General features: G+C 51.7%; 26 protein-coding genes. 17 read left to right on the plus strand and 9 right to left on the minus strand.

What is annotated here, in order from left to right:
* Positions 1-2: 2 nt before the first annotated feature.
* The 10 genes from AC0YNX_RS03015 to AC0YNX_RS03060 all read left to right on the plus strand — a co-directional run bounded on the left by AC0YNX_RS03015 (position 3) and on the right by AC0YNX_RS03060 (position 8997).
* Positions 3-1523 carry an ATP-binding cassette domain-containing protein gene (locus AC0YNX_RS03015; protein ID WP_475814154.1) on the plus strand — a complete coding sequence of 507 codons (1521 nt, stop codon included), beginning with the start codon at positions 3-5 and terminating at the stop codon, positions 1521-1523.
* 12 nt (positions 1524-1535) lie between these two features.
* The gene (locus AC0YNX_RS03020) at positions 1536-2711 is read left to right on the plus strand and encodes a sugar ABC transporter permease (RefSeq protein ID WP_475814155.1); all 1176 of its coding nucleotides are present in this window, start codon (positions 1536-1538) and stop codon (positions 2709-2711) included.
* A 123-nt stretch (positions 2712-2834) separates the two neighbouring features.
* On the plus strand, positions 2835-3671 hold the full coding sequence (locus AC0YNX_RS03025; protein WP_475814156.1) for a methyl-accepting chemotaxis protein: 837 nt from the start codon (positions 2835-2837) through the stop codon (positions 3669-3671).
* 136 nt (positions 3672-3807) lie between these two features.
* Entirely contained in the window at positions 3808-4023 is a 216-nt protein-coding gene (locus AC0YNX_RS03030) for a hypothetical protein (RefSeq protein WP_475814157.1), read from the plus strand.
* 35 nt (positions 4024-4058) lie between these two features.
* On the plus strand, positions 4059-4787 hold the full coding sequence (locus tag AC0YNX_RS03035; RefSeq protein ID WP_475814158.1) for a hypothetical protein: 729 nt from the start codon (positions 4059-4061) through the stop codon (positions 4785-4787).
* Positions 4784-5992: a glutathionylspermidine synthase family protein gene (locus tag AC0YNX_RS03040; protein ID WP_475814159.1), complete on the plus strand. Its 1209-nt coding sequence runs from the start codon at positions 4784-4786 to the stop codon at positions 5990-5992. The genes AC0YNX_RS03035 and AC0YNX_RS03040 overlap by 4 nt, the downstream gene beginning before the upstream one ends.
* Positions 5989-6633, plus strand: a complete 645-nt coding sequence (locus tag AC0YNX_RS03045) for a signal peptide protein (protein ID WP_475814160.1) — start codon at positions 5989-5991, stop codon at positions 6631-6633. Before AC0YNX_RS03040 ends, AC0YNX_RS03045 begins: the two co-directional genes overlap by 4 nt.
* Positions 6633-7025, plus strand: coding sequence for a DUF350 domain-containing protein (locus AC0YNX_RS03050; protein WP_475814161.1), 393 nt, complete (start codon positions 6633-6635; stop codon positions 7023-7025). The genes AC0YNX_RS03045 and AC0YNX_RS03050 overlap by 1 nt, the downstream gene beginning before the upstream one ends.
* A gap of 167 nt (positions 7026-7192) precedes the next feature.
* The gene (locus AC0YNX_RS03055; protein ID WP_475814162.1) at positions 7193-8266 is read left to right on the plus strand and encodes a BclA C-terminal domain-containing protein; all 1074 of its coding nucleotides are present in this window, start codon (positions 7193-7195) and stop codon (positions 8264-8266) included.
* 323 nt (positions 8267-8589) lie between these two features.
* The gene (locus AC0YNX_RS03060; protein ID WP_475815169.1) at positions 8590-8997 is read left to right on the plus strand and encodes an S-Ena type endospore appendage; all 408 of its coding nucleotides are present in this window, start codon (positions 8590-8592) and stop codon (positions 8995-8997) included.
* A 17-nt stretch (positions 8998-9014) separates the two neighbouring features.
* Here the strand turns inward: AC0YNX_RS03060 and AC0YNX_RS03065 are convergent, their stop codons facing one another.
* Positions 9015-9356 carry a DUF3992 domain-containing protein gene (locus tag AC0YNX_RS03065; RefSeq protein WP_475814163.1) on the minus strand — a complete coding sequence of 114 codons (342 nt, stop codon included), beginning with the start codon at positions 9354-9356 and terminating at the stop codon, positions 9015-9017.
* Between the two features lie 26 nt (positions 9357-9382).
* Positions 9383-9754 (minus strand): DUF3992 domain-containing protein, encoded by a 372-nt coding sequence (locus AC0YNX_RS03070; protein ID WP_475814164.1) that lies wholly within the window; start codon positions 9752-9754, stop codon positions 9383-9385.
* A 232-nt stretch (positions 9755-9986) separates the two neighbouring features.
* Between AC0YNX_RS03070 and speD the strand changes: the two genes are divergently transcribed.
* Positions 9987-10799: an adenosylmethionine decarboxylase gene (gene speD, locus AC0YNX_RS03075; protein WP_475814165.1), complete on the plus strand. Its 813-nt coding sequence runs from the start codon at positions 9987-9989 to the stop codon at positions 10797-10799.
* 79 nt (positions 10800-10878) lie between these two features.
* On the opposite strand, the gene ytxJ is transcribed toward speD, so the two are convergent.
* From ytxJ to AC0YNX_RS03095, 4 genes are all read right to left on the minus strand, one after another.
* Positions 10879-11223, minus strand: a complete 345-nt coding sequence (ytxJ, locus tag AC0YNX_RS03080) for a bacillithiol system redox-active protein YtxJ (RefSeq protein WP_475814166.1) — start codon at positions 11221-11223, stop codon at positions 10879-10881.
* Between the two features lie 98 nt (positions 11224-11321).
* Positions 11322-13256, minus strand: coding sequence for a glycosyl hydrolase family 18 protein (locus tag AC0YNX_RS03085; protein WP_475814167.1), 1935 nt, complete (start codon positions 13254-13256; stop codon positions 11322-11324).
* 152 nt (positions 13257-13408) lie between these two features.
* Positions 13409-13687 carry a YxcD family protein gene (locus tag AC0YNX_RS03090; protein WP_475814168.1) on the minus strand — a complete coding sequence of 93 codons (279 nt, stop codon included), beginning with the start codon at positions 13685-13687 and terminating at the stop codon, positions 13409-13411.
* Positions 13688-13689: 2 nt separating this feature from the next.
* The gene (locus AC0YNX_RS03095) at positions 13690-14118 is read right to left on the minus strand and encodes a hypothetical protein (RefSeq protein WP_475814169.1); all 429 of its coding nucleotides are present in this window, start codon (positions 14116-14118) and stop codon (positions 13690-13692) included.
* Positions 14119-14237: 119 nt separating this feature from the next.
* On the opposite strand from AC0YNX_RS03095, the gene AC0YNX_RS03100 reads away from it, so the two are divergent.
* The gene (locus AC0YNX_RS03100) at positions 14238-14768 is read left to right on the plus strand and encodes a DUF309 domain-containing protein (RefSeq protein ID WP_475814170.1); all 531 of its coding nucleotides are present in this window, start codon (positions 14238-14240) and stop codon (positions 14766-14768) included.
* Positions 14769-14838: 70 nt separating this feature from the next.
* On the opposite strand, the gene AC0YNX_RS03105 is transcribed toward AC0YNX_RS03100, so the two are convergent.
* Together AC0YNX_RS03105 and AC0YNX_RS03110 are read right to left on the minus strand one after the other, a co-directional pair.
* Positions 14839-15417 (minus strand): beta-class carbonic anhydrase, encoded by a 579-nt coding sequence (locus AC0YNX_RS03105; protein ID WP_475814171.1) that lies wholly within the window; start codon positions 15415-15417, stop codon positions 14839-14841.
* 42 nt (positions 15418-15459) lie between these two features.
* Positions 15460-15780 (minus strand): iron-sulfur cluster biosynthesis family protein, encoded by a 321-nt coding sequence (locus AC0YNX_RS03110; protein WP_475814172.1) that lies wholly within the window; start codon positions 15778-15780, stop codon positions 15460-15462.
* A gap of 125 nt (positions 15781-15905) precedes the next feature.
* Between AC0YNX_RS03110 and AC0YNX_RS03115 the strand changes: the two genes are divergently transcribed.
* The 4 genes from AC0YNX_RS03115 (at position 15906) to AC0YNX_RS03130 (ending at position 20850) form a co-directional block, all read left to right on the plus strand.
* The gene (locus AC0YNX_RS03115) at positions 15906-17417 is read left to right on the plus strand and encodes a carboxypeptidase M32 (RefSeq protein ID WP_475814173.1); all 1512 of its coding nucleotides are present in this window, start codon (positions 15906-15908) and stop codon (positions 17415-17417) included.
* A gap of 76 nt (positions 17418-17493) precedes the next feature.
* Positions 17494-18489, plus strand: coding sequence for an aromatic acid exporter family protein (locus AC0YNX_RS03120; protein WP_475814174.1), 996 nt, complete (start codon positions 17494-17496; stop codon positions 18487-18489).
* Between the two features lie 149 nt (positions 18490-18638).
* A complete protein-coding gene (locus tag AC0YNX_RS03125) occupies positions 18639-19193 on the plus strand; it encodes an outer spore coat protein CotE (RefSeq protein WP_090573227.1) in 555 nt (184 codons plus the stop codon).
* Between the two features lie 139 nt (positions 19194-19332).
* Positions 19333-20850, plus strand: coding sequence for a putative amidoligase domain-containing protein (locus AC0YNX_RS03130; protein ID WP_475814175.1), 1518 nt, complete (start codon positions 19333-19335; stop codon positions 20848-20850).
* Between the two features lie 190 nt (positions 20851-21040).
* On the opposite strand, the gene AC0YNX_RS03135 is transcribed toward AC0YNX_RS03130, so the two are convergent.
* Positions 21041-22054, minus strand: coding sequence for a glycoside hydrolase family 172 protein (locus AC0YNX_RS03135; protein WP_475814176.1), 1014 nt, complete (start codon positions 22052-22054; stop codon positions 21041-21043).
* Positions 22055-22304: 250 nt separating this feature from the next.
* Between AC0YNX_RS03135 and mutS the strand changes: the two genes are divergently transcribed.
* Complete coding sequence (gene mutS / locus AC0YNX_RS03140; RefSeq protein WP_475814177.1) at positions 22305-25073, plus strand: DNA mismatch repair protein MutS; 2769 nt, start codon at positions 22305-22307, stop codon at positions 25071-25073.
* Positions 25074-25077 lie beyond the last annotated feature (4 nt).

Below are 25077 nucleotides of genomic sequence, written 5' to 3' on the forward strand. Positions count from 1 at the left end.
CCATGAGTGACTATATATTAGAGATGAACGGCATATCCAAAGAATTTCCTGGCGTGAAAGCACTGTCGGATGTGAGCTTCAAAGTGAAGAAGGGCGAGATACATTTTCTGGTCGGCGAGAACGGTGCAGGCAAATCTACGCTCATGAAGGTGCTCTCCGGGGTATATCCGCATGGAACGTACAGCGGAGACATTGTATTTGAAGGCAAAGTACAGAACTTCACCAAGATCAGCGATAGCGTAAAAACAGGCATTGCGATCATTTATCAAGAACTTGCGCTGTTCCCTGATTTGACGGTATACGAGAACATTTTCGCAGGAAACGAAATTAAGCGCGGCTCATTCGTCGATTGGAACCACACCATTATGCGGGCGAAGGAAATGCTGCAGATGGTGAAGCTGGATGTCAATCCGGAGACGCTCATCAAGGATCTGGGCGTCGGCAAGCAGCAGCTTGTCGAAATCGCCAAAGCGTTAAGCAAAGAAGTAAAGCTGCTCATTCTGGATGAGCCGACAGCCGCGCTGAATGAAGATGACAGCGAGAACCTGCTTGCGCTGCTTCGCGAGCTGAAGAAACAAGGCATTACTTGTATCATGATCTCCCATAAGCTGAAAGAAGTTATTTCGGTCGCGGACAAAGCAACCGTCCTCCGTGATGGACATACGATCTGTACGCTCGACGGCTCCAAAGGCGAAATTACGGAAAGCGCCATTATCAAAAACATGGTCGGTCGTGAGATCGAGGATATTTATCCGAAGCGGGCTGACAAGAAAGTTGGCCAGAAGATTCTAGAGCTTCAGAACTGGTCAGCGCATGATACGAATCTTGGCCGCAGCGTCGTCAAGAACGTCAATCTGCATGTTAAACAAGGTGAAATCGTCGGTATTGCCGGCTTAATGGGCTCTGGACGAACAGAACTTGCACAAAGCATTTTTGGTAATCCGAAGTCTTATAAATTGCAAGGCAGCTTGCTGCTTGACGGCAAGAAAAGAAGCTTTAAGCATCCGCAGGACGCGATTACCGCTGGTATTGCATACGTAACGGAAGACCGCAAGGGCGATGGCCTGTTCCTCATTCAAGATATTAAGAGCAACATCGTTGCGGCGAATCTGCACGGCATCTCATCGCGCGGTTTCATCAATCACAATGAAGAAGTGAAGATTTCGAATGCATATAAGCAATCGCTCAATATCAAAACACCTTCGGTCGAGCAGCTTGTCGGCAAGCTCAGCGGCGGTAACCAGCAGAAAGTGTCGCTCGGCAAATGGTTGTTCGTCGGACCGAAGCTGCTCATATTGGATGAGCCGACTCGCGGTATCGACGTTGGCGCCAAGTTCGAGATCTACACGCTCATGAACAAGCTAATCGCAGAAGGTATGAGTATTATCATGATTTCGTCAGAGCTTGGCGAGGTGCTCGGCATGAGCGATCGCATCTATGTAATGGCGGAAGGCCGCATGACAGGCGAGCTGTCCATCGAAGAAGCGGACCAAGAGAAAATTATGCAACTTGCAACGCAATAGGGGGAAGACATAATGAATTTCTTTAACGAAGCGAGATCATTGATCAAAGTAAATATACGCGAATACGGGATGTATATCGCACTGTTCGTCATTATGCTGACGTTCACGATTATGACTGACGGACTATTCTTGTCCTCGCGTAACATTAGCAACCTGCTTGACGCGACTGGTTACATCGCGGTGCTGGCTGTCGGAATGACGCTTGTCATCGTCATTCGGCACATCGACTTATCTGTCGGCTTCATGGCTGGATTTCTTGGCGCGATTGCTGCCATCTTCCTATCCCAAATGGGTGTGCCTTTCTACATTACGATTCCAATCATCCTTGTACTTGGTATCGTTGTTGGCTTGTTAAATGGCTTTCTCGTTGCACAGATCGGTATCCCATCCTTCGTTGCCTCGCTGGCAGGGATGCTGATCTTCAGAGGCGCGCTGCTTCTTGTAACGGAGAAGACAGGCACGATCATCATTAAAGACGACCATTTCAACGCGATCGGCAATGGCTTCATCCCGTCGCTTGCCAAAGTAGGCGGCCTGAATTTGCTTTCCTTGATTCTCGGCGCTGCTGCCATTCTGATCTACATTCTCGTTGAAATTTCGAACCGCAGAAAGAAGCAGCAATACAATTTCGAAGTCACCTCGAACAATATTTTTGCCGTAAAGCTTGTATTCGTTTCAGCAATCATCGCTTATATTACATGGCTAATCGCTGGCTATAACGGCTTCTCTTGGACTGTTGTTGTCATGCTGCTCGTCGTTGTGGTTTATCAAATTCTGTCCACAAAGACCGTTCTTGGCCGCCACATCTATGCAGTCGGAAGCAACCCGGAAGCAGCTCACCTGAGCGGTATCAGCGTAAAGAAAATTACGTATATCGTATTCGGTTCGATGGGGATGCTGTCTGCTCTTTCCGGCATTCTGTATACCGCCCGTCTGCAATCCGCGACAACGACTGCAGGTACGCTGTTCGAGCTTGATGCAATCGCAGCGGCTTATGTCGGGGGCGTGTCTGCGGCAGGCGGCGTAGGTAAAGTAACAGGATCGATTATCGGCGCGATCGTAATGGCTTCGCTATCCAGCGGTATGAACCTGCTCGGCGTTGGTATCTCCTATCAGTACATGATTCGCGGCGCGGTTCTCGCTGCAGCAGTTATATTCGACGTCATGACGCGCAAGAAGAGATCTTAGAATGATTTGATCCATAGTTGCTTTAAGGGGCCAGGGACAATACGTCCCTGGCTATTTTTTACACGTAAAGTCGAGCCAAGCAAATGCCGATATAGGAGAGAGGAGAGGAGTTGGACGTTTACGATGAGTAAAGAAATGTACTTGCAATCGGTGGTCGATATGATGGAAACGTATCAGCAAGCTTTTTCGGAGGAAACGATTCTGATCGTGATGGATTTGGAGAAAATTATCGGATTTAAGCCCACGCCATCAATCAACGTTACAATTCCCATAGGAACACCGCGCAGCGCGCTCCTTAATACTGTGTCGGATCAGGCATTAAGCCTGAATAAAGTATGCAATGAAGAACGTGGTCCCGAGACGTTTGGGATTGCATACGTTGCAACCGCATCGCCTCTGCGATATGAAGGCGAGCTTGTCGGTGTGCTTACCTCAGTAACGGTGAACGAGAAGTTCGAGATGATCCGTAATTCATCAGAGAGCCTCGCAGCTTCGGTAGAAGAAATGACGGCAACCTCGAATCATCTCGCCTCCGGTTTCGCTTCGATTAATGGCGAGATGGATCAATTGTCGGTGAAGTCGACCACGCTCATGCAAGATATCGGTGCGATTCAGTCCATTATCGGCGTTGTGCAGGAGTTGGCGGACACTTCGAATTTGCTTGGGCTGAACGCTTCTATTGAAGCTGCTCATGCCGGTCAATATGGCCGCGGTTTCGCTGTCGTAGCGAATGAGATTCGCAAGATGGCGAATCAGAGCAAGGATGCTTCAACCACGATCCGTGAGCAGCTAAGTGATATGCAGAACCGATTGAATGAGATCAACCGTTTCGTGGACACTGTCAAGCATGACATGGTTCATCATTCGGAGAGTGTCAAGGAGCTGGATTCCGCCTTCGAGCATGTTGCGGTAACTGCGAATGAGCTTCTCGATCGTTTCTCCAAGGTCACGCAAAAATAATGGAAGAGGTACCGCTAGTTCCTTAGATACAAAGGGCTGGCGGTTTTTTCATGCGGATTGCAGCATTGACAATATCTTCGACTCTCAGTTACTGTAAAACGTGGTACGAATTTGGTTAGAGAGGGTGCAGTTGATCGTGGATAATGGCATAGCTGTCGTTGTAGTAGAGAAAGAGACGGACGGCCAGTTGCGGCGCATTGATGAGCGGAATTGGACGACAGCGATGATTGCATCGCTTGAGCATATCAACTTCATTACAATTGGCAATCAGGAATATAAGACGATTGAAGGCCGTTTAAACTTGGACATTGGAAAACTTGAAATTTTAGTCGTAGCTGTACGTAATGAATAGAGGCTATGAGGGCTGCAACATGAGGAGGGGTAGTAATGAAAAGGAATGAAAGCGAAGCCGAGTCACTTCGGTGTAAGCTGTTCACAAGAGACGGCAAGCCGCTCCGGATCTTATCGACGTCGCTTGGCGTTGCTCTAATTGCGAATGCGGCGTTCGGTGCGATGGCTTATGCAGACGGAACTACGACTGCGGGAGCCGAACAGCCGAAGCTGGTGGCATTCTCTACAGAAGAGGTAAAGCAATATTTCGATCCTGCCGTGGATTGGAATTTGCCAATGCTTGGGGATGAGAACGCCGAGGAACAAGGCGACGATACTGCAACGGGAAGCGGCGGCAGTGGCGGAGTTGTTAGCGGAGGCGGCACAGGTGGCGGTACTTCGAGCTCTGGCGATACGGTAATTATTAACAACGGGTCGCACTCAAGCTTTGGCTGGGATGATCTGATGCTTTACCATTTGCTCTTTAACCAAGGCTCGTCGTATTCGACGTCGCGTTATTATACGACTCATACCGCGTATACGGCGAGCACTCGCCAGCCATACAAGCCGAAGACAACGTATTCGAGCGACAGTTTTCAAAATAAACCGGTTACCGGTTCGAGCGTCCGTCCAGTGACATCGAACAAGAGCGGCTCGGTTACGCGCCGTTCGACTTCGTCTTCGCCAGGCGGGATCGGCGGCAAGTCCAGTTCGATGAGCTCGTCAAGCAGCAGCAGTTCTTCGAAGAGTTCGTCACATTCAAGCTTTGGAGGCTTCGGCGGTTGAGGGCAGCTGCGAATCCATTCGTTGTGGCGACACAGCCTCATCCGGACCGCGCGTCTCGCGTCGCGCAGCTGCGTGAGATAGGCTTCGGTTGGGCTGACCTCGCGGATGAGCCTTACTGGATCGACCAGATCGTCACGATGCCGCGGTCGTTGTTTGAAGAATTGGAGACGGCATCTGCGAAGCTGTGGCTGATTCTGGATATGACTGCACGCCATATTCATGGCAAGCCGGAATTGTATGAGCTGCTTGGCATTCCCGAAGTGCTATGGGAGGCGCTTGATCTTCTCCCGGTTCCGGAAGAAGGGCTTATTAGCCGATATGCGCGGTTTGATTTTGCAATCTCGAATGAAGGCGTCATTAAGCTACTCGAACTGAATGCTGACACGCCAACGGGCTATGTCGAAGCTTCGATTGCGACGCCTTGGCTCTGCGAGGAAGCGGGCATCGCATCGCCGAATGCCGGTATGGCGCAGCGAGTGGCTGAGGCATGGGGCGTTGAACAGCCTGAAGCGGCAGCTTGCGTAGGGTATGGCGAGCATATGGAAGATTCAGGTACCATCGAGGCGCTTGTGAAGCATAGCGGCTTGCCAATGCGCTGCGTCAATTGCTTGGAGCTATGGGTAGACGAAGGCGTGCTGAAGGATGCCGATGGCCAGCCGATTCGCAGCATGTTTGCCTTGTATCCGAAGGAATGGATGGCTGTGGACGAAGGCGGAGAAGCGCTCGCATACGCGATCGAGAGCGGCAATCTGAAGCTGTATAACGGCATTCATAGCATTCTGTTGCAATCCAAAGGATTACTGGCTGCTGTCTGGGGCTTGTACGAATTAGGGCTTCTGTTTAGTGAGCAGGAGCGAGAGGCAATTAGCCGATATATGCTGCCTGCCTATAACAATCCGGTCTTCGAGGGCAGCTTCGTCTCGAAGTCAATGTTCGGCCGCGAGGGCGGCTCTGTCCGTCTGTTCAATCAAGCAGGCGAGCTGGAGCTTGCGGATGTAGACGGCTACGATACAAGCGAGCTGTTCCCACTCGTGTATCAGAAGCGGGCGGAGCTTGCCCGGATTGAGACAGCGGCAGGCGAGCTGCATCTGTTGACAGGCATGTTTGTCATCAATGGAGTTCCTTGCGGCATGCTTGGCCGTGCAGGCGGCCCGATTACGGGGAATACGAGCCATTTTGTGGCAATAGGAGTGAGAGAAGAATGAGGAAGGCTGGCAGGTTAAGGCTGCGGCTCTATGGGCTGACGATGCTTGTGCTACTTGCAGGTCTGCTGCTTGGCGCATGTGCATCGGATCAGCAGTCTGTATTCTCAAGCGCTGACGTTATGACGGAAGATGCGGCAACCGTTAATGCAATTCCGTGGGATTATCGCATTGTGCAGGGCAAAGTTGGCGATCTGGTCGGCGGCGACATGGTTATTTTGCCGGATAATACATTGATGGCGAACGATGGCAACTATGCGACGGGCGATGAGGTATGGACATTGCAATATATGACTGCGGAAATGTCTGCGGGCGCAAGCGGCAGCAACTCGATCAAGCTGTCGGCCTGGAATCCGATTAAGTCGTTCAAGACTGAAGCAAGCGCGAAGGAAGATCTTGCGAAGCTGAAGCTGTCGTTGCAGACGGAAGTTCCCCTTGTTGGCGTATATAAGACGTCGTATCAAGGGAAGACGCGGGATTTTGCCGTTATTACGCTGCCTTCGGGCAATCAGCTCAAGCAGCCGATTGACGATAAACGATATGAGAAGCTGAAAAGCTTAAAGAATGTGATGGTCAATATTGAAGAAGTGCATGACTATCTCAATTATGATCTCGCATATGCCAAATTCAGGGGGTGGGCGTAATGACCGTCGTCATTAATCTTGTCGTAAGTGTTGCTGCAATTATTGTACTTCAGTTGGCGGGCATGCTGATCTTCAGCTGGATGACGCCTTATAAGGATATGGAAGAGCTGCGCAAGGGCAATGTGGCCGTCGGTCTTGCGCTTGGCGGCAAGTTCTTGGCAACCGCGATCATTCTGGGTGTCGCAGCTTATACGAATACGTCGATCTGGCATGTCATGATGTGGTTCGGAGTAGGTTATGTTTGTCTTGTGGCGGCTTATTGGCTATTCGAGTTGGCAACGCCAAAGTTAAATGTGGCTGAGCATTTGGAGAAAGGCAATGTCGCGGTGGGGACGCTGTTGTTCTGCGTGTTCCTTGGCACAAGCTTTGCGGTGAGCAGCCTGATTATTTAATCTGGCCAAGTTGATCAGGACGAAACAACGGAGCGCAAATTGCGCTCCGTTGTTTTATTTTTGGGAGGAGAAAGGCTTCCGTACAAGCGCACAGCGTGGAAAGCCATTTACTAATAGGAGTTGAATGGTTAGGGATAGCTTGCTTGGGTAACGGGAGGTGGAGCGGCATGGGCGACAATGGTCCGATGAGGAACGAAGTGTTTCTTGAAGCTTCGAATCGTCGTCATAAATGCACCTGTACAGGTTCGTTAAGCTGTGACGGCTGCAGAGGTGTGACTGGAGCGACTGGAGTGACAGGAGCGACTGGGGAGACGGGAGCAACTGGAGCAACTGGAGCAACGGGAGCAACCGGGGCGACAGGAGCAACGGGAGCTACAGGAGCGACAGGAGTGACAGGGGCTACAGGGGCAACGGGAGCAACGGGAGCGACTGGGGAGACAGGAGCAACAGGGGCAACTGGAGCAACTGGAGCAACGGGAGCAACCGGGGCGACAGGAGTGACAGGAGCGACAGGGGCAACTGGAGCAACGGGGTCAACAGGTGCAACAGGTGCAACAGGTCCCACCGGAGCAACAGGAACGACCGGAGTGACAGGAGCAACCGGCGCAACGGGGTCTACTGGTCCAACAGGATCTACAGGAGCTACAGGATCTACAGGAGCGACCGGCGCAACCGGCGTCACTGGGGCAACCGGCCCCACCGGCCCCACCGGACCAACCGGTCCAACCGGTGAAACAGGTGCGACCGGGCCGAATTTTGCGGCAACGGGGTTTTCGGCTTTTTTATCAACGCTCTCGATATCAGCTAGCACGCAGCTGACGAACTGGTCTGTCGCGAGCCCATATTACGGACACGCGAACTTCAATGCGACGACCGGCAATTTCACCGTGCCTGCGACTGGAAGGTACACGATCCTCGCCACGATCAACTACGCAACAACTGCCGCGCTCTCGATAAGCCTTGGAGCTGGCGTCAATCCGGCTTTTACCGTACAGCGGACATCACCAACGGCAACAAACCTCGTGAGCGGTCTTTTTCCCATTCTGAACGTCAATATCGTGCTCTTGCTTACGCTTCGTGCCATTCTCGGCAGCGGTGTCGTGACGTTGGCTGGCGAGGTCACATTGAATGCTGGTGACGTCGTAGGGTTGTTCTATAACGCGAACGGACTAACGGTGTCCATTAACATCGGCAACGGCTCGACGAACGGCGTTGTTTGGTCGATGCATCAAATCACTTAAACTTAAACGAGATTGGTGCCCATTTGCCTAAAAACCCACTTTTCAAATGACCGCGCAGGAGGCTGAGGCATTTAATATACAAGTGCATCAATTCGGCGCTGCCCGCGAATAGGAGAAGAGGGGGAGTTTGAATGAAGGGATCGCCATTCTTAGCCATGAATCTCATCGTCAAGCTGCCCGCCTCGTCATGTCCCCCAAAAAACAAAAAGCCAAAATGCAAGAAGCCTAAGAAGCCATGCCCAGGACAAACGAAGAAACGGCGGCCTCGCCCCGTGTTTCCTTGTCCTCCCGTAAATCCACACCGCTGCGTACCTGTGAAGGAGATGCGCTCCATCTCCTACTGCCCACCACCACCAGTTCCACCGCCGCCACCGCCTCCAATCGTGCCCATTGATCCGATAAAGCCGGTTAACAACATTATTATCGATAAGGAGTGCTGCGGATCGATATTGATTCAAGGTGTCCAGCCTGATTTTCAAATTTGGGAAAATAACGTTATCGCCATGATTAATCTTGTCCAAATTAGCATCACCTCCAGCGCTAGCAGCACACAGTCGCTCGAAGTACTCATCTCAGGCACGGAACAAAAAAAGATGACTGTACCGCCAGGCAGTACAATCAATTATATCGGGCAGAGCATCCACGCGGTTATCATCCCTTCGCAGGGCAACGAATTCACCTATGTAGAAGGGCGATATGCCATCTCGACAAGCATCAAGCTGCCGGGCTGACAACACTCGCCTCATCATTAGAGCGTATAGCGAACGGTGATGCAGAACTCCCCTTGAACCGCGCCTGTGGACACCAGGTTGATCGTATTGAAGCGGCTAACGGTGAACGTTGAGCTACCATTAGGTGGAATAACGATCTGTTGAACAGGAGTGACTACACCAGTCAGCAAGAAGTTTACCGTCACCCCCACTGTGCCCGTTACAATCTTGACATAGCCGGTTCCTTTGATGATTTGGGACAGGTTGTCGGAGTAGATCGTTTGGGTGCCAGCCGCTGTAAACTGCCAGTTTATACATACCTTGTCTTGCACGGCTACGCTCTCTGAGCAGCAGCTAAGCGCAGAACTAGAATCACACATGGATGGATGCCTCCTTCATGAGCGTATTAGGTCATTGGGTAACGGGCGGTAATGCAGAATTCACCCTGATACGTCCCGGCATCCGTACCGGGCAGTGTCAAAGTGATTTGAGCAAAACGACGATAAGTAAAAGCGAGACTCGTTCCAGGTTCGATCGTAATTGGAGTAATCATCGGAGCGCCAGCGCTGTTAAGTAAATTGAGCGTTATCGCTGCCGGGCCAACGTCATATTGAACATAGCCGGTGCCGACGAGGTTCTGATTCAAGTTGTTGGTGAAGACAATAACGGTAACATCGGTAGCCGTGACAGTGCCGCTCCAAGGGGAGCAGACTTTATCTTGAACGTAATTTTTTTCGGAACAGCAGGTTAGGGCGCTTGCGCTGTTAGAACAGGACATAGTCAGATAACCTCCTATTTAGGTTCTGCACTATTTAATGCTCAAAACTCAGGGCTCGCATGGACAGGTGCCTGATTGGAGTCGAAATAATCATAGCCATAGGCTGAAAAGCGTCGAAACCTGCTGCTCCTAGTTACTGGGAATAGAAGATGCCGCGTCAAACCATCCTAAGAACAGACTTTGAACCCATTCAGCGCTACAAGCGTGCGGTTACACTTAAGGGGGAGCTAGCTTGACCATGACGACGGAGCAGCGCATTACGCTGCATGGCTTTAACAATTTGACCAAGTCGCTCAGTTTCAATATGTACGATATTTGCTTTACGAAGACGAAGGAAGAGCGCGAGGCGTACATCAGGTATATCGACCAGCAATACAATGCGGATCGGCTAACTGCCATTCTAAAGTCTGTAGCGGACATTATTGGCGCTTATGTGCTCAATATCGCGAAGCAGGACTACGAGCCGCAAGGCTCCAGCGTGACGATGCTCGTCTCGGAAGGGCCGATCGAGCAAGAGCCTGAGGAATCGTTCGAAGAGTCGCCGGGTCCCTTGCCGAAAGCCGTTGCCGTGCATTTGAACACAAGCCATATTACGGTACATACGTACCCGGAGTATCATCCGGACGAAGGCATCAGCACCTTCCGTGCAGATATCGACGTATCCACGTGCGGGGAGATCTCGCCGCTTAAAGCGCTCAATTACCTCATTCACTCCTTCGACACGGATATCCTGACGATGGATTACCGGGTACGTGGATTTACGCGCGACATTTACGGGCATAAGCTGTTTATTGACCACGATATCAGCTCGATTCAGAATTATATCCCGCCTGAGATTCAAGATCAGTACCAAATGATTGACGTTAATGTCTATCAGGAAAATATTTTCCACACCAAATGCAAGCTCCGCGAATTCGATCTGAACAATTATTTGTTCGGTTATACGAAGGATACGCTCAGCAGGGAGGAGCAGCTGGAGATCGAGAAGAGTGTGAAGTGGGAGATGGACGAAATCTTCTATGGCAAGAATATCGTCTTCAACTGAAAAAAAGAGACCGTCAGCAAGGAGTATCATGAACTCCCAAACTGGCGGTCTCTTCTTGTAGCTGCAACTATGAACTCGATTATTTCATTACTGCGCTCATGTGCGCTTCTGTAATGGACCAGTGAGAAGCTGTCCAATATTTCGCTTTATCCTTGATCAGGATAATTTGCGGAGACTCATGCTTCACAGCGGTATCTTCTGCGATTTGGTTGGATACCGGTCTCGACTCGATTACCTTAACGAGCACGAAATCAGTGTCATTTTGTTCCTCGTTGTTGTTCAAGTAGTTCGAGAACTCGGTGAATGCATTCGCGCTTACCGGGCAAGTTGTGCTGTGTTTGAACACAACGAGCGGGCGAGTGCTTGAGCCCTCCAAAGCCGCGTTCCATTCTTCAACGGTTGTCAGTTCTTTTAATGCTGGCATAGTGAACAGTCTCCTAACTGTTATAAAATGAGTTACAGAATAACCATCGTTAACATCATATCATAACGGGGAGCCGCCATTCCACTTGGATGAAAGTGTTATTTCTGCTGCAGCAGCATCGTCCACAAGGAAGCCTGCTCATAGCCGAGCCGCCATGCAGCGACGCCTGCCAGATCATATTTCTTGGCGATGGCAAGACGCGCTTTGACCGAGTCTGCTGTCTCTGCCCAGAATACATGGGTGTAACCATCCGAGCCTGTGTACTGGTATTTCACTTGGCCAGAGATCGGATCATACCTGCCGACAGCACCTGTTTCTTGTATAACGCTCGGCAGATCGCCCATCAGCAGCGCACGGTTGCTTACCAGGTTGCCGCTCGCATCGATGCTCCATTCCCGCACATAGAACGGGATGCCAAGCATCAGCTTGCTGCGCGGAACGCCATATGCGAGGAATTGTTTCACGCCATCCTCTACCCAAGTCAGCTCTGCGACTGAGCCGGCTTCGTCGCTGCCTTTCCAGTGCTGATCATACGCCATAATCATGATCATATCGACGATGCCTGCAAGTGCATTATGATCGTAGGCTGTCTTCGCATCCCACGCGATGTCGCCTCGCGGCAAATCGATGGATACGGTAAGGCCTGCTGCGTGAGCCGCTTTCGTAAGAGAACGAATGAATTCGGTATACAAGGTGCGGTCACTGCCAGCCATATTCTCAAAATCAACATTGACGCCTGCAACATGGAGAGAACTCAGCTTGCTTACGAGCGCATTAATGAATTTCGCCTTGGCTGCTTCATTACGCAAGAAGGCACTGGTCAGCTTGCTGTCGAATTGGTTGCTGACGAGCGGCGTTACTTTGATGCTGGACGATGCTAATGAGGTCATCAGCGCCGGATCGGAGAAGTCGCTCAGTGTGCCGTCAGCGCTAGCAAGCTCAAACCACGAAGGCGAATCATAATCAAGCCCTTGCGTCTGGCTGAGTTGATTCAATATGCTATCTGTACGCGCTGTACCGTTCCAGCCGAGAAGCTGCATCTTCTTCGTATTATCCCAGATCACGCGGGCATCGGGCGTGGTTACTTCCGTATTCGCATATAGGCTTGCAAATTGAACGGCTCCTTTGCGCGTATGGAAGGAGCGGAGCAGCTTGTCGCCTTGCACGACGCTCAGGTAGGGGGTGTTCGTCCACCACGTGAGGCCGTCCTTGACTACAGATGCGCCGGACAAGGAATTCGCGAAAGCAATTGCTTTCGTAATGCTGTAATACGAACCGACGACGCGGCCGGATTGAGTTACATCAAAGCTCGGTTTATTCGTTTGTACGACTTTTCCGGAAAGCGTATTAACGACATTGCTGCCTGGCAGCGAAAGTGAGGAGCGGATTGCATCGAATAGATAGCTGTATGTTTTGTCAGTGAGCGGAGTGCCGTCTTCGGCTTCGATGCTGTATACAGGAGCCGCTGCGCGTTGAACAGTCTCTTGGTATTCAGTCAGGTTGTCCCATACCCATTGATTCGTTGATAAATCGATAATATGTATGTTGCCGTATGCTTTAGCCGCTTTCTTCGCTTCGCCGAGCGTAGCGAAATTCCAGTTCGCTAATGTTTTGTCCCCTTGATAAAGACGGTAAGCGGGGTAGACGCTTTGTATGAAGCCAGGCTTCTCCAGATCGCGGATTTGCGCGAACGGAACTTTGCTGGCATACTGCTTCGCTTGAGCAAGCGTTGCGAACTCGCGACCAGACGAGGATACGCCGTTCTCGTATACTTTGTAGTGGGGGAAGTTGTCCCAAATCCATTCGCGGCCAGTAATCTTCTCGACATGCATATACGTAAAGTTCTTGGCATATGCAATTGCGCTTGCGCTCGTCGTAAACTCCTTGATCGCGGTATCGTTGTGATAGACGCGATACGCCGATGTCTGATCGGCAGAAGAGGCGGCATGGGCGGTAACAGCTGTCGTCGCAAAGCCGGCCTGCATAGCAATGACCAGTGCAAATACAAGCTGCTTCTTATTTCGAATTGGCATGGTAAAACATAACACTCCTCTCAAAAATCTACTCTATTAGACGTAGAATAGAGTGAGAGGTTGCGCCGATTTCGACAACTTCCGATAATTCCCATAGAAAAAGCGGGTACAGAGATGCTCTGTACCCGCTTTAAGTCTAACCTTGCATGCAATTAGTCTTCAATATCTGCCCAAAACTCTTCGTCCGCATCCAGTGTAATCTGAGAACGGAATTTACGGATTTGATACTGTTTCCATAAGTACTGCTCAATCGCTTCAAGCAAGTTCGCTTCAACCAGGTACTGGCTGCGGCCGTGCACCCACACTTCCGCTGTGTATCCGTACTCCTCTTCCCATGACAGCTGTACTTCGACATCTGTCGGCGAGACACCTTTACGTTCTGCCACATTCAGGCAAACGGCATTAATAATCTCGTCCGTATAGATTCTCATCCTTAGTAAGGTCTCCTATGTTCAGGATTCGCCGGTTTGCGGCGATTCTTGAAGTAATGGAATATACCTCGTATCGCTACAATGATCAGATAAATCGCGAGCACGTTAATAAGTAAGCCGAAGATATCACCGAGGAAACCCAATCCTCCAAACATGCCGCCGAACAGCATGCCTGCCAATCCGCCAATCATCAAGCCTTTCATGAAGCTACCGCCGCTGAAGAAACCACGTTTTGTTGTCGTAGATGCTGCTGCTCCGGGTTTTGTAGTGCCTGATGTGCTTTTGTTCACATTATCTGCAGGCTTCGCTGGGGTTGTCGTGAAACTCTTCTTTGGTGATTTCATACCGCCCCGTGGCTTAGCATCTGCTGACCCTACGCTGAAAGCAAAGAACAGCGCAAAAGCCATTAATAATAAAATCCCTTTTTTCATCTGTAATTCTCCTCCTAGTAGATTGCGATAGCTGAATATATTGCCTTTCAGTTCAATTACGAATAATATAGTCAAAGGTTTCAGATTTCATTCTTTTTTTCGAAAAGCGGGGGATAGCGATGGAGAACAAGTATCCGGCGGCATACGAAGCGTATCTCTATGAATTTCATGCGACGAGAGATTATTTCGAATGCCATGAGCTGCTGGAGGAATACTGGAAGGCGCATCCTGGAGATTCACGGAGTGAAACATGGGTCGGACTCATTCAGCTCGCTGTCAGCTCCTATCATCATCGAAGGAACAATTTCCGCGGCGCGCTGCTTATGATGCGTCAGTCTAGGCAACGGCTCACTGCAGAGCGGCTAGATGAGCTTGGGCTTCAGGGAGAAGCCGTATGCACGTTAATTGCCAAGAGGATTGCAGCGATTGAAAATAGTGAGTCATTCACGGATGTCAATTTGCCTCTTATAGATGAAGCGCTTCTTAAGCGAGGGATGCAGAAGGCTGAGCAGGAAGGTTATCGATGGGCAGCCCCGAGCCGAGAAGCGGATGAGCTTATTCATCGCCATAAGCTTCGTGATCGGAGCGATGTTATAGCAGCGCGGGCGGAAGCGGCAAGCCGCAGAAGGCAGCAGCCTCCCTTACAATAATAAAAGCTTAGCTTCAAGAGAGGAAATTAAAATCCCCTTGAGAAGCTAAGCTTTTTTTGAGTCGCAATTATTATTTCGCTGCCGCTGGTACGGAACCGTCTACGATAAGATCGAGCTTGCCGGTTTCCGGATCAATGATGAGGCCGTGTACCGGTGTGTTGACCGGAAGAAGCGGGTGGTTCTTAATGATGCCAACGCTTCGCTCAACGCTGTCCTGCACGTTATCGAAGCCAGTCAGCCAGCGCTCCAGGTGCATGCCGGAGTTCGTCAGCGTACGAATCGTTTCATCCGTTACGCCGCCATTCTCAAGCATGTGTTTGATAACGACGTCAGGATTGAGGCCTGTCATGCCACAGCCATGGTGGCCGATGACGACAACTTCCTCAGCACCTAGTTCGTAAACGGCGATCAGAATGCTTCGCATAATATTGCCGAACGGCTGCGTCACGATTGCGCCGGCATTCTTGATGATCTTCGCATCGCCGTTCTTCAAATTGAGCGCCTTAGGAAGCAGCTCGATCAGACGCGTATCCATGCAAGTAACGATAACCATTTTCTTCTCGGGGAAACGGCTCGTTATGTATGTCTCATACTCACGATTCTCTACAAACTGTTCATTGAACTCTAATATGTCTTTAAGATTGTTCACAGCAGTTCCTCCTCACTCATGTTCGAGTTTCTTCTAATGTTATTATGGCTTCATTAACCGCAAATTAGCGGTATAAATCTGATTGTCGCTCTTCAAGCTGAACGCATTCCGGTCCTCGTTGTAATCGACTTTTAGTTTCGGCTCGAAGAAAACTTCATACCGAGGCTCGTACCATACGGAATATGGCGTGCCTTCGCCAAGTTTATCATCCGCAAGCGGAGTTTCGATCACCTGCAAGGCAGGGACGCCGCTAACGACGCAGCCACAGCCTTCCGTATCGTACAACAGCTTCAGATGCTTGGTGCCATCCTGCATGAAATGTTCAAGCTGTGCTGCTGCGGAAGGTGTAAATGTAATATGCAAGGGTAAGGACTCCTTTCGCCAATGCTTGTTCGCTAAAGTGATGATGATTAGGTTGATTATACGGGTTGCAAAAAGTATGATCAAGTAGAAGCTGGTAAACGTTATGGAAAGGTGATGACAGTTTAATGACAAATTCGAACAAAGCGCTGGACTTATTCGTTGAACGAATCGCGCTCATTAAGAGTTATGAAGAGTCGCTGGGACTGCTTTATTGGGATTTGCGTACAGGCGCGCCGCGCAAAGGGATGGATGTTCGTTCGGAGGCAATCGGCAACCTGTCCGGGCAAATGTTCAAGCTTGCGACAGCGCCAGAGCTTGGCGAATGGCTGACAGAGCTGGAACAGCCGGCTGCATATGAAGGTTTAAGCGAAATTCATCAGCGTCTTGTGAAGGAGACGCGCAAGGAATATGATCGCAGCGTTAAGATACCGCCGAAGCTCTACCAAGAATACGTCGTCCTCACTTCGCAAGCGGAGTCGATGTGGGAAGATGCCAAAGCTAACAGCGATTACGCGTCGTTCGAGCCGTACCTCGACAAGATCATTACATACACGAACCAATTCATCGACCTGTGGGGCGTGAAAGGCACTCGTTATGATACGCTCCTCGATATGTACGAGCCAGGCATGACTACGGAAGAGCTGGACCGTGTGTTCGGCGGCCTGCGCGAGAAGCTTGTGCCGCTGTCGGCTGCGATTGCCAATTCGCCGCATCAGCCGGAGACGGGCTTCCTGAAGCAGCAGTATGCGAAGGAGTCGCAGAAGAAATTCAGCCTGTTCATTCTTGAGCAGATGGGCTTCGACTTCACTGGCGGCCGGCTTGATGAGAGCGCGCATCCTTTTGCAACGGGCCTCAATCCAGGCGATGTGCGGATCACAACTCGCTACTTGGCGGATGATGTGACGAGCGCGCTGTTCGGCACGATCCATGAAGGCGGCCATGCCTTGTATGAGCAGAATATTAGCAAGGACCTGATCGGCACGACGCTTTGCACAGGCACGTCGATGGGCATCCACGAGTCGCAATCCCGCTTCTGGGAGAATGTGATCGGACGCAGCACGGGCTTCTGGAAACGTTACTTCGGCGATTTGCAGCAGCATTTCCCGAATCAGCTGGATGTGTCCGTGGAAGATTTCTACCGCGCTACGAACGTCTCCCAGCCTTCCTTGATTCGTATCGAAGCGGATGAGCTGACCTACAACCTTCACATTATCATTCGTTATGAGATTGAGAAGCTGATCTTCAACGAAGGCGTGAAAGCATCCGAGCTACCTGCGCTCTGGAATGCCAAATATAAGGAATACCTTGGCATTGAGCCGGCGAACGATGGCGAGGGCGTCCTTCAGGATGTGCACTGGTCAGGCGGCGCATTCGGTTACTTCCCGTCGTACTCGCTTGGCAATATGTACGCGGCACAAATGACGGATACGCTGGAACGCGAAATGCCGAACTTCTGGCAGCTCGTGGAGAGCGGCAACCTTATTCCGATCAAAGAATGGTTGACGGATAAGGTGTACCAATACGGCAAGCTGAGAACGCCTTCGGAGCTCATTACGAGCATTACAGGCAAGCCGCTTGATCCGGACTATCTGTTCCGTTACCTGCAGAAGAAATATACGGACATCTATAAGCTGTAACAAGCATCCATCAGCCGCCCCCACGCTAACAAGCCGCAGGGGCGGCTTTGTTAAGATAGCAGAACGGGAGCCGACTATGGGTATACGTGTAATCAAAACCGCTATTGCAGCACTTGCTGCACTCTATACAGGGCATTATCTCGGGCTTCAGCCGCCGCTCGCAGCTGGCCTGCTTGCCATACTCGGCGTAGAAGTGACCGTCATGCGAGGTCTGCGCAATGCGTTTGCGAGGTTCATGGCTTCTGTACTTGGGTTATTTTTTGCCTCATTTCTATTTATGCTGTTCGGCTTTCACCTTTGGACCATTTCGATCTTCATTCTCGTGGCGTTCCCGATTCTGTCCCGGTTTCATTTGAAGGAAGGCATCGTCACGAGTGCGGTTATCGTCTTCCATGTCTACGCGAAGGAAGAAGTAACAACGCATCTGATCGCCAATGAAATCATGCTGCTTGTAACGGGGCTCGGCTGGGCGCTCGTCGTGAATTTGCTCTATATGCCCAAAGAGGAACATAAGCTAGTAGAGCTCAGGCATGTGACAGAAGAGAAGTTCGGCGCGATCTTTATGAAAATGGCTCAAACGTTGCGTCAGCCTGCAATGGTCTGGAACGGGGAAGAGCTGCTTGATGCAGGGAAGGCGATAGAAGAAGGGATTAGGCGCGCGGACGTGAGCCGGGAGAATTTGATTTGGCGCGGGCTTCGCAGCGGCTTTAGCGTGAAGATGCATTGGTCGAATTACTTCGAGATGCGCCAGCAGCAGCTCGATTCCGTCAGTCTCATGCTGACTCAATTGGCTCATGTTTATGAATCATTGCCGCAGGGAGAGCTGGCGGCCGAGCTGTTCGAGGATCTGGCTGGCGATCTGAAATCCGATGTGTACGAAGGCAAAGTGGAAGCACAGCGGAAGCTGCTCGGGGAGCGGTTCCGCGGTATGCCGCTGCCGACGACTCGCGATGAGTTCGAGATTCGGGCGGCAATCTGGCATCTGATGCATGAACTCGAGCATTATCTCTCCATTGCGAAGCGGCTGAAAAAGCAAAAAAACAGCCTAGAAGCCGCAGTAATGGCCGATTAGAATCGGATGCGGCACAGCTGTTTAACTATGAAATCAACCTTTTAAAATATAGAAAGTAAAAATTTGTACATGTCAAAAAGAAATAGTCACCGTAGACGAATGTCCTGCATACACTTTAATTGAATGATTGTATGGAGGAGGTTAGATCGATGGCTTATGCAGATAAACAGCTTAAGGCTAGAGAAATTATTACCAAAGCTGTCTGCGGCAAAGGTCGTAAGTTTTCCACAGTAACTCATAACGTTACGCCGCCTCATCACCCAACGAGCATTTTGGGCGCATGGATTATAAACCATCAATATGAGGCGGTCCGCTCAGGAGACGGGATCGAGGTTATCGGTACTTACGATATCAACATTTGGTATTCTTACAACAAAAACTCGCAAACAGACGTAGCCAAAGAGACGCTCTCTTACGTGGAACACGTGCCGCTCTCCTATCTGGATCCGAAGCATCGGGCTTCGACCGAGGAAGTATCTGCGGAGTCAACGCAAGAGCCGAACTGCATCGAGGCGAACATTTCGTCGAGCGGCAACGGTGTCGTCATTCGCGTGGAGCGCGAATTTGCGGTTATCCTTGTTGCTGAGACTAAAGTATGGGTAGCCACTTTGCCAGGCGGATCGGATGACGGTAAGGATTATGAGTATGGCGATGACGGTGACTTTGAAGATCTGGATCCGGAACTGCTCGACGACGAGCTGTAATTAGGCGATTACAGCGGTTGTAATGTAATGTATGCGAGGGCAGTGAAAGATTCGAGGGCGAGAGCCCTCTTTTTTTTCGAAAAATATGTGCTGCAGCGCTTGTTTACCAGGTGCTGCAGTGAAATGGAGTGGCTGCTAAGTGGGAGGCAGCGTATGGGTCGTGAACGAAGCGAAGCGGATTCGAATCGGCGCTTCGGCTAAGCGTGATCGGGACAAGGGGGGCATTAGTGACAATTGCTCTGAGACCCCCACTCATGGTGACGTCATCCTAGTTGGCGGCAAAGACTATGATGGAGCGGGGAGCGAGCTTCAGCTGCTTGTGTTGAACGATGGCGCAAGGGCGTTTGCTGCGGAATCTCATGAAGTGATTCGGAGGCGGCTTAGTCGTGCTGGCGTTGCAGTGGTGAGCAGCGGGAGAGTAGGTGTGGATGCGAGCGGGAGTGGGAGTACTCTTACGAATAGCGGGAGAGTAAGTACAGCTTCGAGCACGAGTGCTCTCAATCCGCCCGTTCCGACGCTGAGGAGTTTCCATGTGTCGCTGTTTCAGCTGCTGCCCATAGCGGTGGAACGTCTGCCTTTACGCGGAAACGGCGTCATGATGCGCGGGAATGGGAGTGAGCAGCTGCCCGAGGAGGATTCGCGCTATCGCCCTTTAACTCGGCTTGCGACTCGGGCGCTCTATGCTTGCGGGCTTGATTGCGGTTCGGTGCTGATTCATGCGGATATGGATGGTCGCTGTACGGTTGCTTCCGTAAATCTGCCACCCTATCAGCAGCTGCTTGATGCTGAGAGCATCTGGGGCAGAGCGCTTGCGCGTCTGGCTCAGATGCTCGTAGATGGCATGGATGGGAGTGGCGAGTCGAAGCAGGTGCTGCTTGGCGCCGATCCTGAATTTCTGTTGCTCTCGGAGAGCGGCAAAGTCATCTCCGCCGCACGTTACCTCGAAGGCGGACATGGAGCTGGCTGCGACTCCGTTCTCATCGGCGGGCAGATCAAGTACCCTGTCGCGGAGCTGCGGCCAGCGCCAACGGAATCGCCGGCTGAGCTCGCCCGGAATATCCAGCGACTGCTCGTGCAAGCAGCGAAGCGCATACCGGATCAGCCCCCGCTTCGCTGGGCAGCGGGTGGGATGCCTGCCGCAGGCTTTGCGCTTGGCGGGCATCTGCACTTGAGCGGTGTTCCGCTCACCGGCAGGCTGCTTCGCCTGCTGGACAGCTACATCGCGTTCCCCCTCGCGATGATTGAATCGCCGGCGGAGCAGGCGCGGCGTCCGCGCTACGGCAGCCTTGGCGACTTCCGCCTGCAGCCGCACGGCGGCTTCGAGTACCGGACGCTGCCGAGCTGGCTCGTGTCGCCGCTTGCCGCGAAGGCGGCGTTCGCGCTGGCGTTGCTCTGCGCGCGGGAGAGCGGAACGCTCGAGGCTTGCCCTGCAGCGGAGGAGCGGTATATCGACGCCTATTATGCAGGCGACCGCGACACGCTGCGCGGCTGCTTAGACGATCTCGCCGCCTCGATGGCGAAGACGGAGTCGTACCGCGAGCTCGCGGTTTGGATCGAGCCGCTGCTGGAGGCCATTCGAGCGGGGAGAACGTGGGACACCGAGGCGGATATCCGAGTGAAATGGAAGGTTGCACGAGCAGAAGCCAAAGGAGTGTAACGATGCTAAGAACCCGTATCCGGTGGGATACGGGTTCTTGGTTCTAGATGAAGTGATAGGCGCAATCGTGAGTCCAAACGCAGTAGCTGCGCTAACGGTTGTCAGAGCGCCTATTTGGCATTATCGGCATCGAAATCAATCGATTTGAGCCCAATAAGCGCTTTGGCAGAGGAGCAGATAGCGAAAGCTCTTACGGATAAGATTGATGATCCGTATCGCGAATGCGGTATAAGCTCATCAGCCTGTCAATGGGCAGCTTCGCAGGCAGAGCCGCCGCGCGGTCCTGATACCAATATGCCGTGGACGAATACCAGTAGGGCTTCAGATGCTTCGCTTCCCACGGATTAACGAAGGAAATTCGCAGATTTTCCTTGAATGCAATCGCGTCGCGCTCATGGAATCGGTACATGCTGATCATGGAACGCAGCGTGTCTTTGAGCGGCACGCCGTGCAGCTCGCTATGGAATTCGCCGTCGCGGAAGTACCAGCCCCCGTTAAAATAATCCTCAAGCCCTGTTCCCACAATCGTCGGTTCGTCACTATCCGTATCAATATGGATGTACTCCGGCGCCTCCAAATAAGATAAGTAATTCAACTCTTCGCCCTGCATGGACAATGCGCAGCCGACATAATGACCGCTTCCTTGGATGTCGAGCAGCGGCAGCGGATCGGATCCGTTCAGGCGATTCGTCTGGAACAGGCAATGGAACCGGCCTTGTCCGGGTTGTGGCTCATCATATTCCTCGTAATTGGCGTTAAAGAAAACGTCGCACGGAATGCTCTCATGCAGATTTTCCAGCTCGATCCGAACTTTATTGTAGGGCATTGGGAAGTAACAGTAGAACCCGCCGCTCGACATGCCCAAGTAACGGGATACATAATGGCGGAACTCGCAATGGCCGTTGCCGAAAAAATCACCGACAGGCGCTTCTACGGATGGGTGCTGCTCGCCGTCCCAATAAATGCGAAGAATAAGCTTTTTCAAAGTAGAGGGATCGTTCTTTGCTTTCGAATCCCAGTGCCTCCAGAACCAGCCGGGAAAAGTGAGCCACATCCGCGTAATCATCCCCGGTTTGTCGCTTTCAATGAGCGTCGTGGCAGGTGCGCCAGGTTCGATTCGTCTGGTCTTGCTCTTCGTATGCGGATCGAACGTCGTGAACTGCTTCGAAGTTACGCTCCGCAGCTCGGAAATGGTGTTCAGCACAGATATTCATCTCCTTATTCGGTATTCCATTCTAATGGAAGAAAAGATGTAATCGCTTACGAATGGCTAGATTATATAATGTGTTGTGCAAATTGTACATGTAATTCTAGTAAACAAATTGCTCACTTTACTCGAAATGCACATTTTGTTTGATTACATTTTATACGAAGTCAGTAAACTCCAAGCGGGGTAGCTTTTCTGCTATAATAAAAGTCTGTTGTTTATCGCTCATATCTATAGGAGGATCGGCATGACTGCATATACCCCCATGATTCAACAATATCTAGGGATAAAAGAGGGCGCGCAGGACGCGATTCTTTTTTTTCGCTTAGGTGATTTCTATGAGATGTTCTTCGACGATGCGATTAACGCGTCGCGCGAGCTTGAGATTACATTAACGGGCCGTGAAGGCGGCGGGGACAAGAAGATCCCGATGTGCGGCGTTCCCTATCATTCCGCTGACAATTACATCGCCCGTTTAATTGAAAAAGGCTATAAAGTCGCGATATGCGAGCAAGTCGAAGACCCTTCGGCTGCAAAAGGCGTCGTCCGCCGCGAAATCATTCGCGTCGTAACCCCAGGTACGGTTATGGAGACGAAGTCGCTTGCGGATAAAGCGAATAACTTCATCGTGGCAGCTTCGCTCCAAGACGGTGTTTTTGGCGTGGCGGCTTGTGACCTCACGACAGGTGAATTGTATGTCACTTCATTCGCAGCGACTGCAGAGTCGCTGTATGACGAGGTGAACGTGTACCATCCATCTGAACTCGTCGGTGATGCTGAAGCGCTGGAACTTCTGCGACCTGCTGCATCGACGTGGAATCGCCCTGTCCTGTTTACGGAACGGGCTCCAATGGACTCCCGCAGACTATCCGAGCAGTTCAGCCAGCTTGCGCTTGACGCTCTGAATCCTGCTAGACATCGCGCTGTAAGCCTGTTGACCGGCTATCTCGATGAGACGCAGAAGCGCTCTCTTGGGCATGTACGACGCATCTCGGTCTACGAGCCTAATCAATATATGATTCTTGATCCGTTTACAAGACGGAATCTTGAGCTGACGGAAACCGTACGTGACCGCAACAAGAAAGGCTCGCTCCTCTGGTTGCTGGATCGTACGCGCACTTCGATGGGAGCACGTCTGCTTCGCCGCTGGATCGACAAGCCGCTGCTCTCGAAGTCGGCCATTGATGAACGGCTGGAAGCGGTGGACAAGCTGTATCACAGCTTTATTTTGCGAGATGAGCTTCGCCATGAATTGAATGAGATCTATGACCTTGAACGTCTGGTTGGACGGGTCGCCTATGGCAGCGCGAACGGACGCGATCTTAATGCGCTCAAGACTTCGCTGCAGCATGTGCCAGCACTGGCAGCATTGTGCGTGGACTCCGATTCGGAAACGCTGCGCAAGCTGGTCGAGGGCGTTGATGCTTGTGCCGATCTCGCTGAGATGATTGAGACCGTCATCGTTGAGGAGCCGCCGGTTTCTGTCAGGGAAGGCGGCTTGATCCGCGCAGGCTACGACAGCTATTTGGATGAGCTGCGCGAAGCGAGCGTGAACGGCAAGAAGTGGCTTGCTGAGCTCGAACGTCGTGAGCGTGAGGCGACCGGCATCAAGTCGTTGAAGATTGGCTACAACAAAGTGTTCGGATACTACTTGGAAGTGTCCAAAGCGAACATCGGCATGCTGCCGGAAGGGCGCTATGAGCGAAAACAAACGCTGACGAATGCAGAGCGTTACGTTACGCCGGAGCTCAAGGAGAAAGAGACGCTCATTCTCGAAGCAGAGGACAAAATGGTCGATCTCGAGTATGCCAAGTTCGTCGAGCTGCGGGAGCATTTGACTGCGCATCTGCACCGATTGCAGAAGCTGGCAGAAGTCATTGCAGCGCTTGACGTGTATCAATCGCTTGCAACGGTCAGTGGCGAGCAGCGCTATGTGAAGCCAATTGTGACCGATGAATATAGCTTCGTCGTGCGTGAGGGTCGCCATCCGGTTGTTGAAGCGGTGATGGAGGGCTCGGCATTTATCGCGAACGACACGACGCTCGTGAAGGACGATAGCAATGCTTCGATGCTGCTCATCACAGGTCCGAATATGGCAGGTAAAAGCACGTACATGCGCCAAGTTGCATTAATCAGCATCATGGCACAGATCGGCTGCTTCGTTCCGGCGAAGCATGCGGAGGTGCCGCTAATTGACCGTATCTTCACGCGGATCGGCGCGGCGGATGACCTTATCGGCGGTCAAAGTACGTTCATGGTAGAGATGAAGGATATTCAAATCATGACGGACAAAGCAACGGCGCAAAGCTTGGTCATCATCGACGAGTTGGGCCGAGGCACATCGACAGGTGAAGGAATGGCGATCGCGCAAGCGGTCATTGAATTCGTCCATCACGAGGTTGGCTGCAAAGCACTAGTGTCGACGCACTTCCATGAGCTGGCCCACTTAAGCGAGACGCTGCCGCATCTGGCGAATGCTTGTATGGCGGTACAGGAAACGGGCGATAATGTCACGTTCCTGCGCAAGCTCGTGCCAGGAGCAGCGGGAAGCAGCTACGGCATCTATTGCGCTCAGCTGGCCGGATTGCCTGGCAGCATTATCGAGCGCGCTTATTCGCTGCTTGAGCTGCATACATCGCAAGAGGATGCCGCAGCGGTTGCAGCAGCAGCTGTCGCGTGGAAATCGCCGGCACAGCCGCAGCACGCGGATCAAGCTGCCGAGTCGGCAGCGAAGTACGTCGCGCCAGCGCTGGAGCAAGTGACTATCGCGCCTGCACCTGTACTTGTTGCCGAGGAACCGGCTGAACTTCCGTTGACTTCAGGAGCTGGCGGAGTCGTGCAGCTCTCGATCTTCGAAGAGCCAGTCGTTGCTGATGCGGGCAAACACCGCAAGGGGAATTCTCGCGCCGAGCAGGTAGCAGAGCAGCTGCGCAAGCTCGATCTATTTAATATGACGCCGATGCAGGCGATGCAATTCTTGAATGACATGAAATTAAAGCTTCACGAAGACAAGTAGGAGG

The organism is Paenibacillus sp. J31R98 (genome assembly GCF_056269245.1).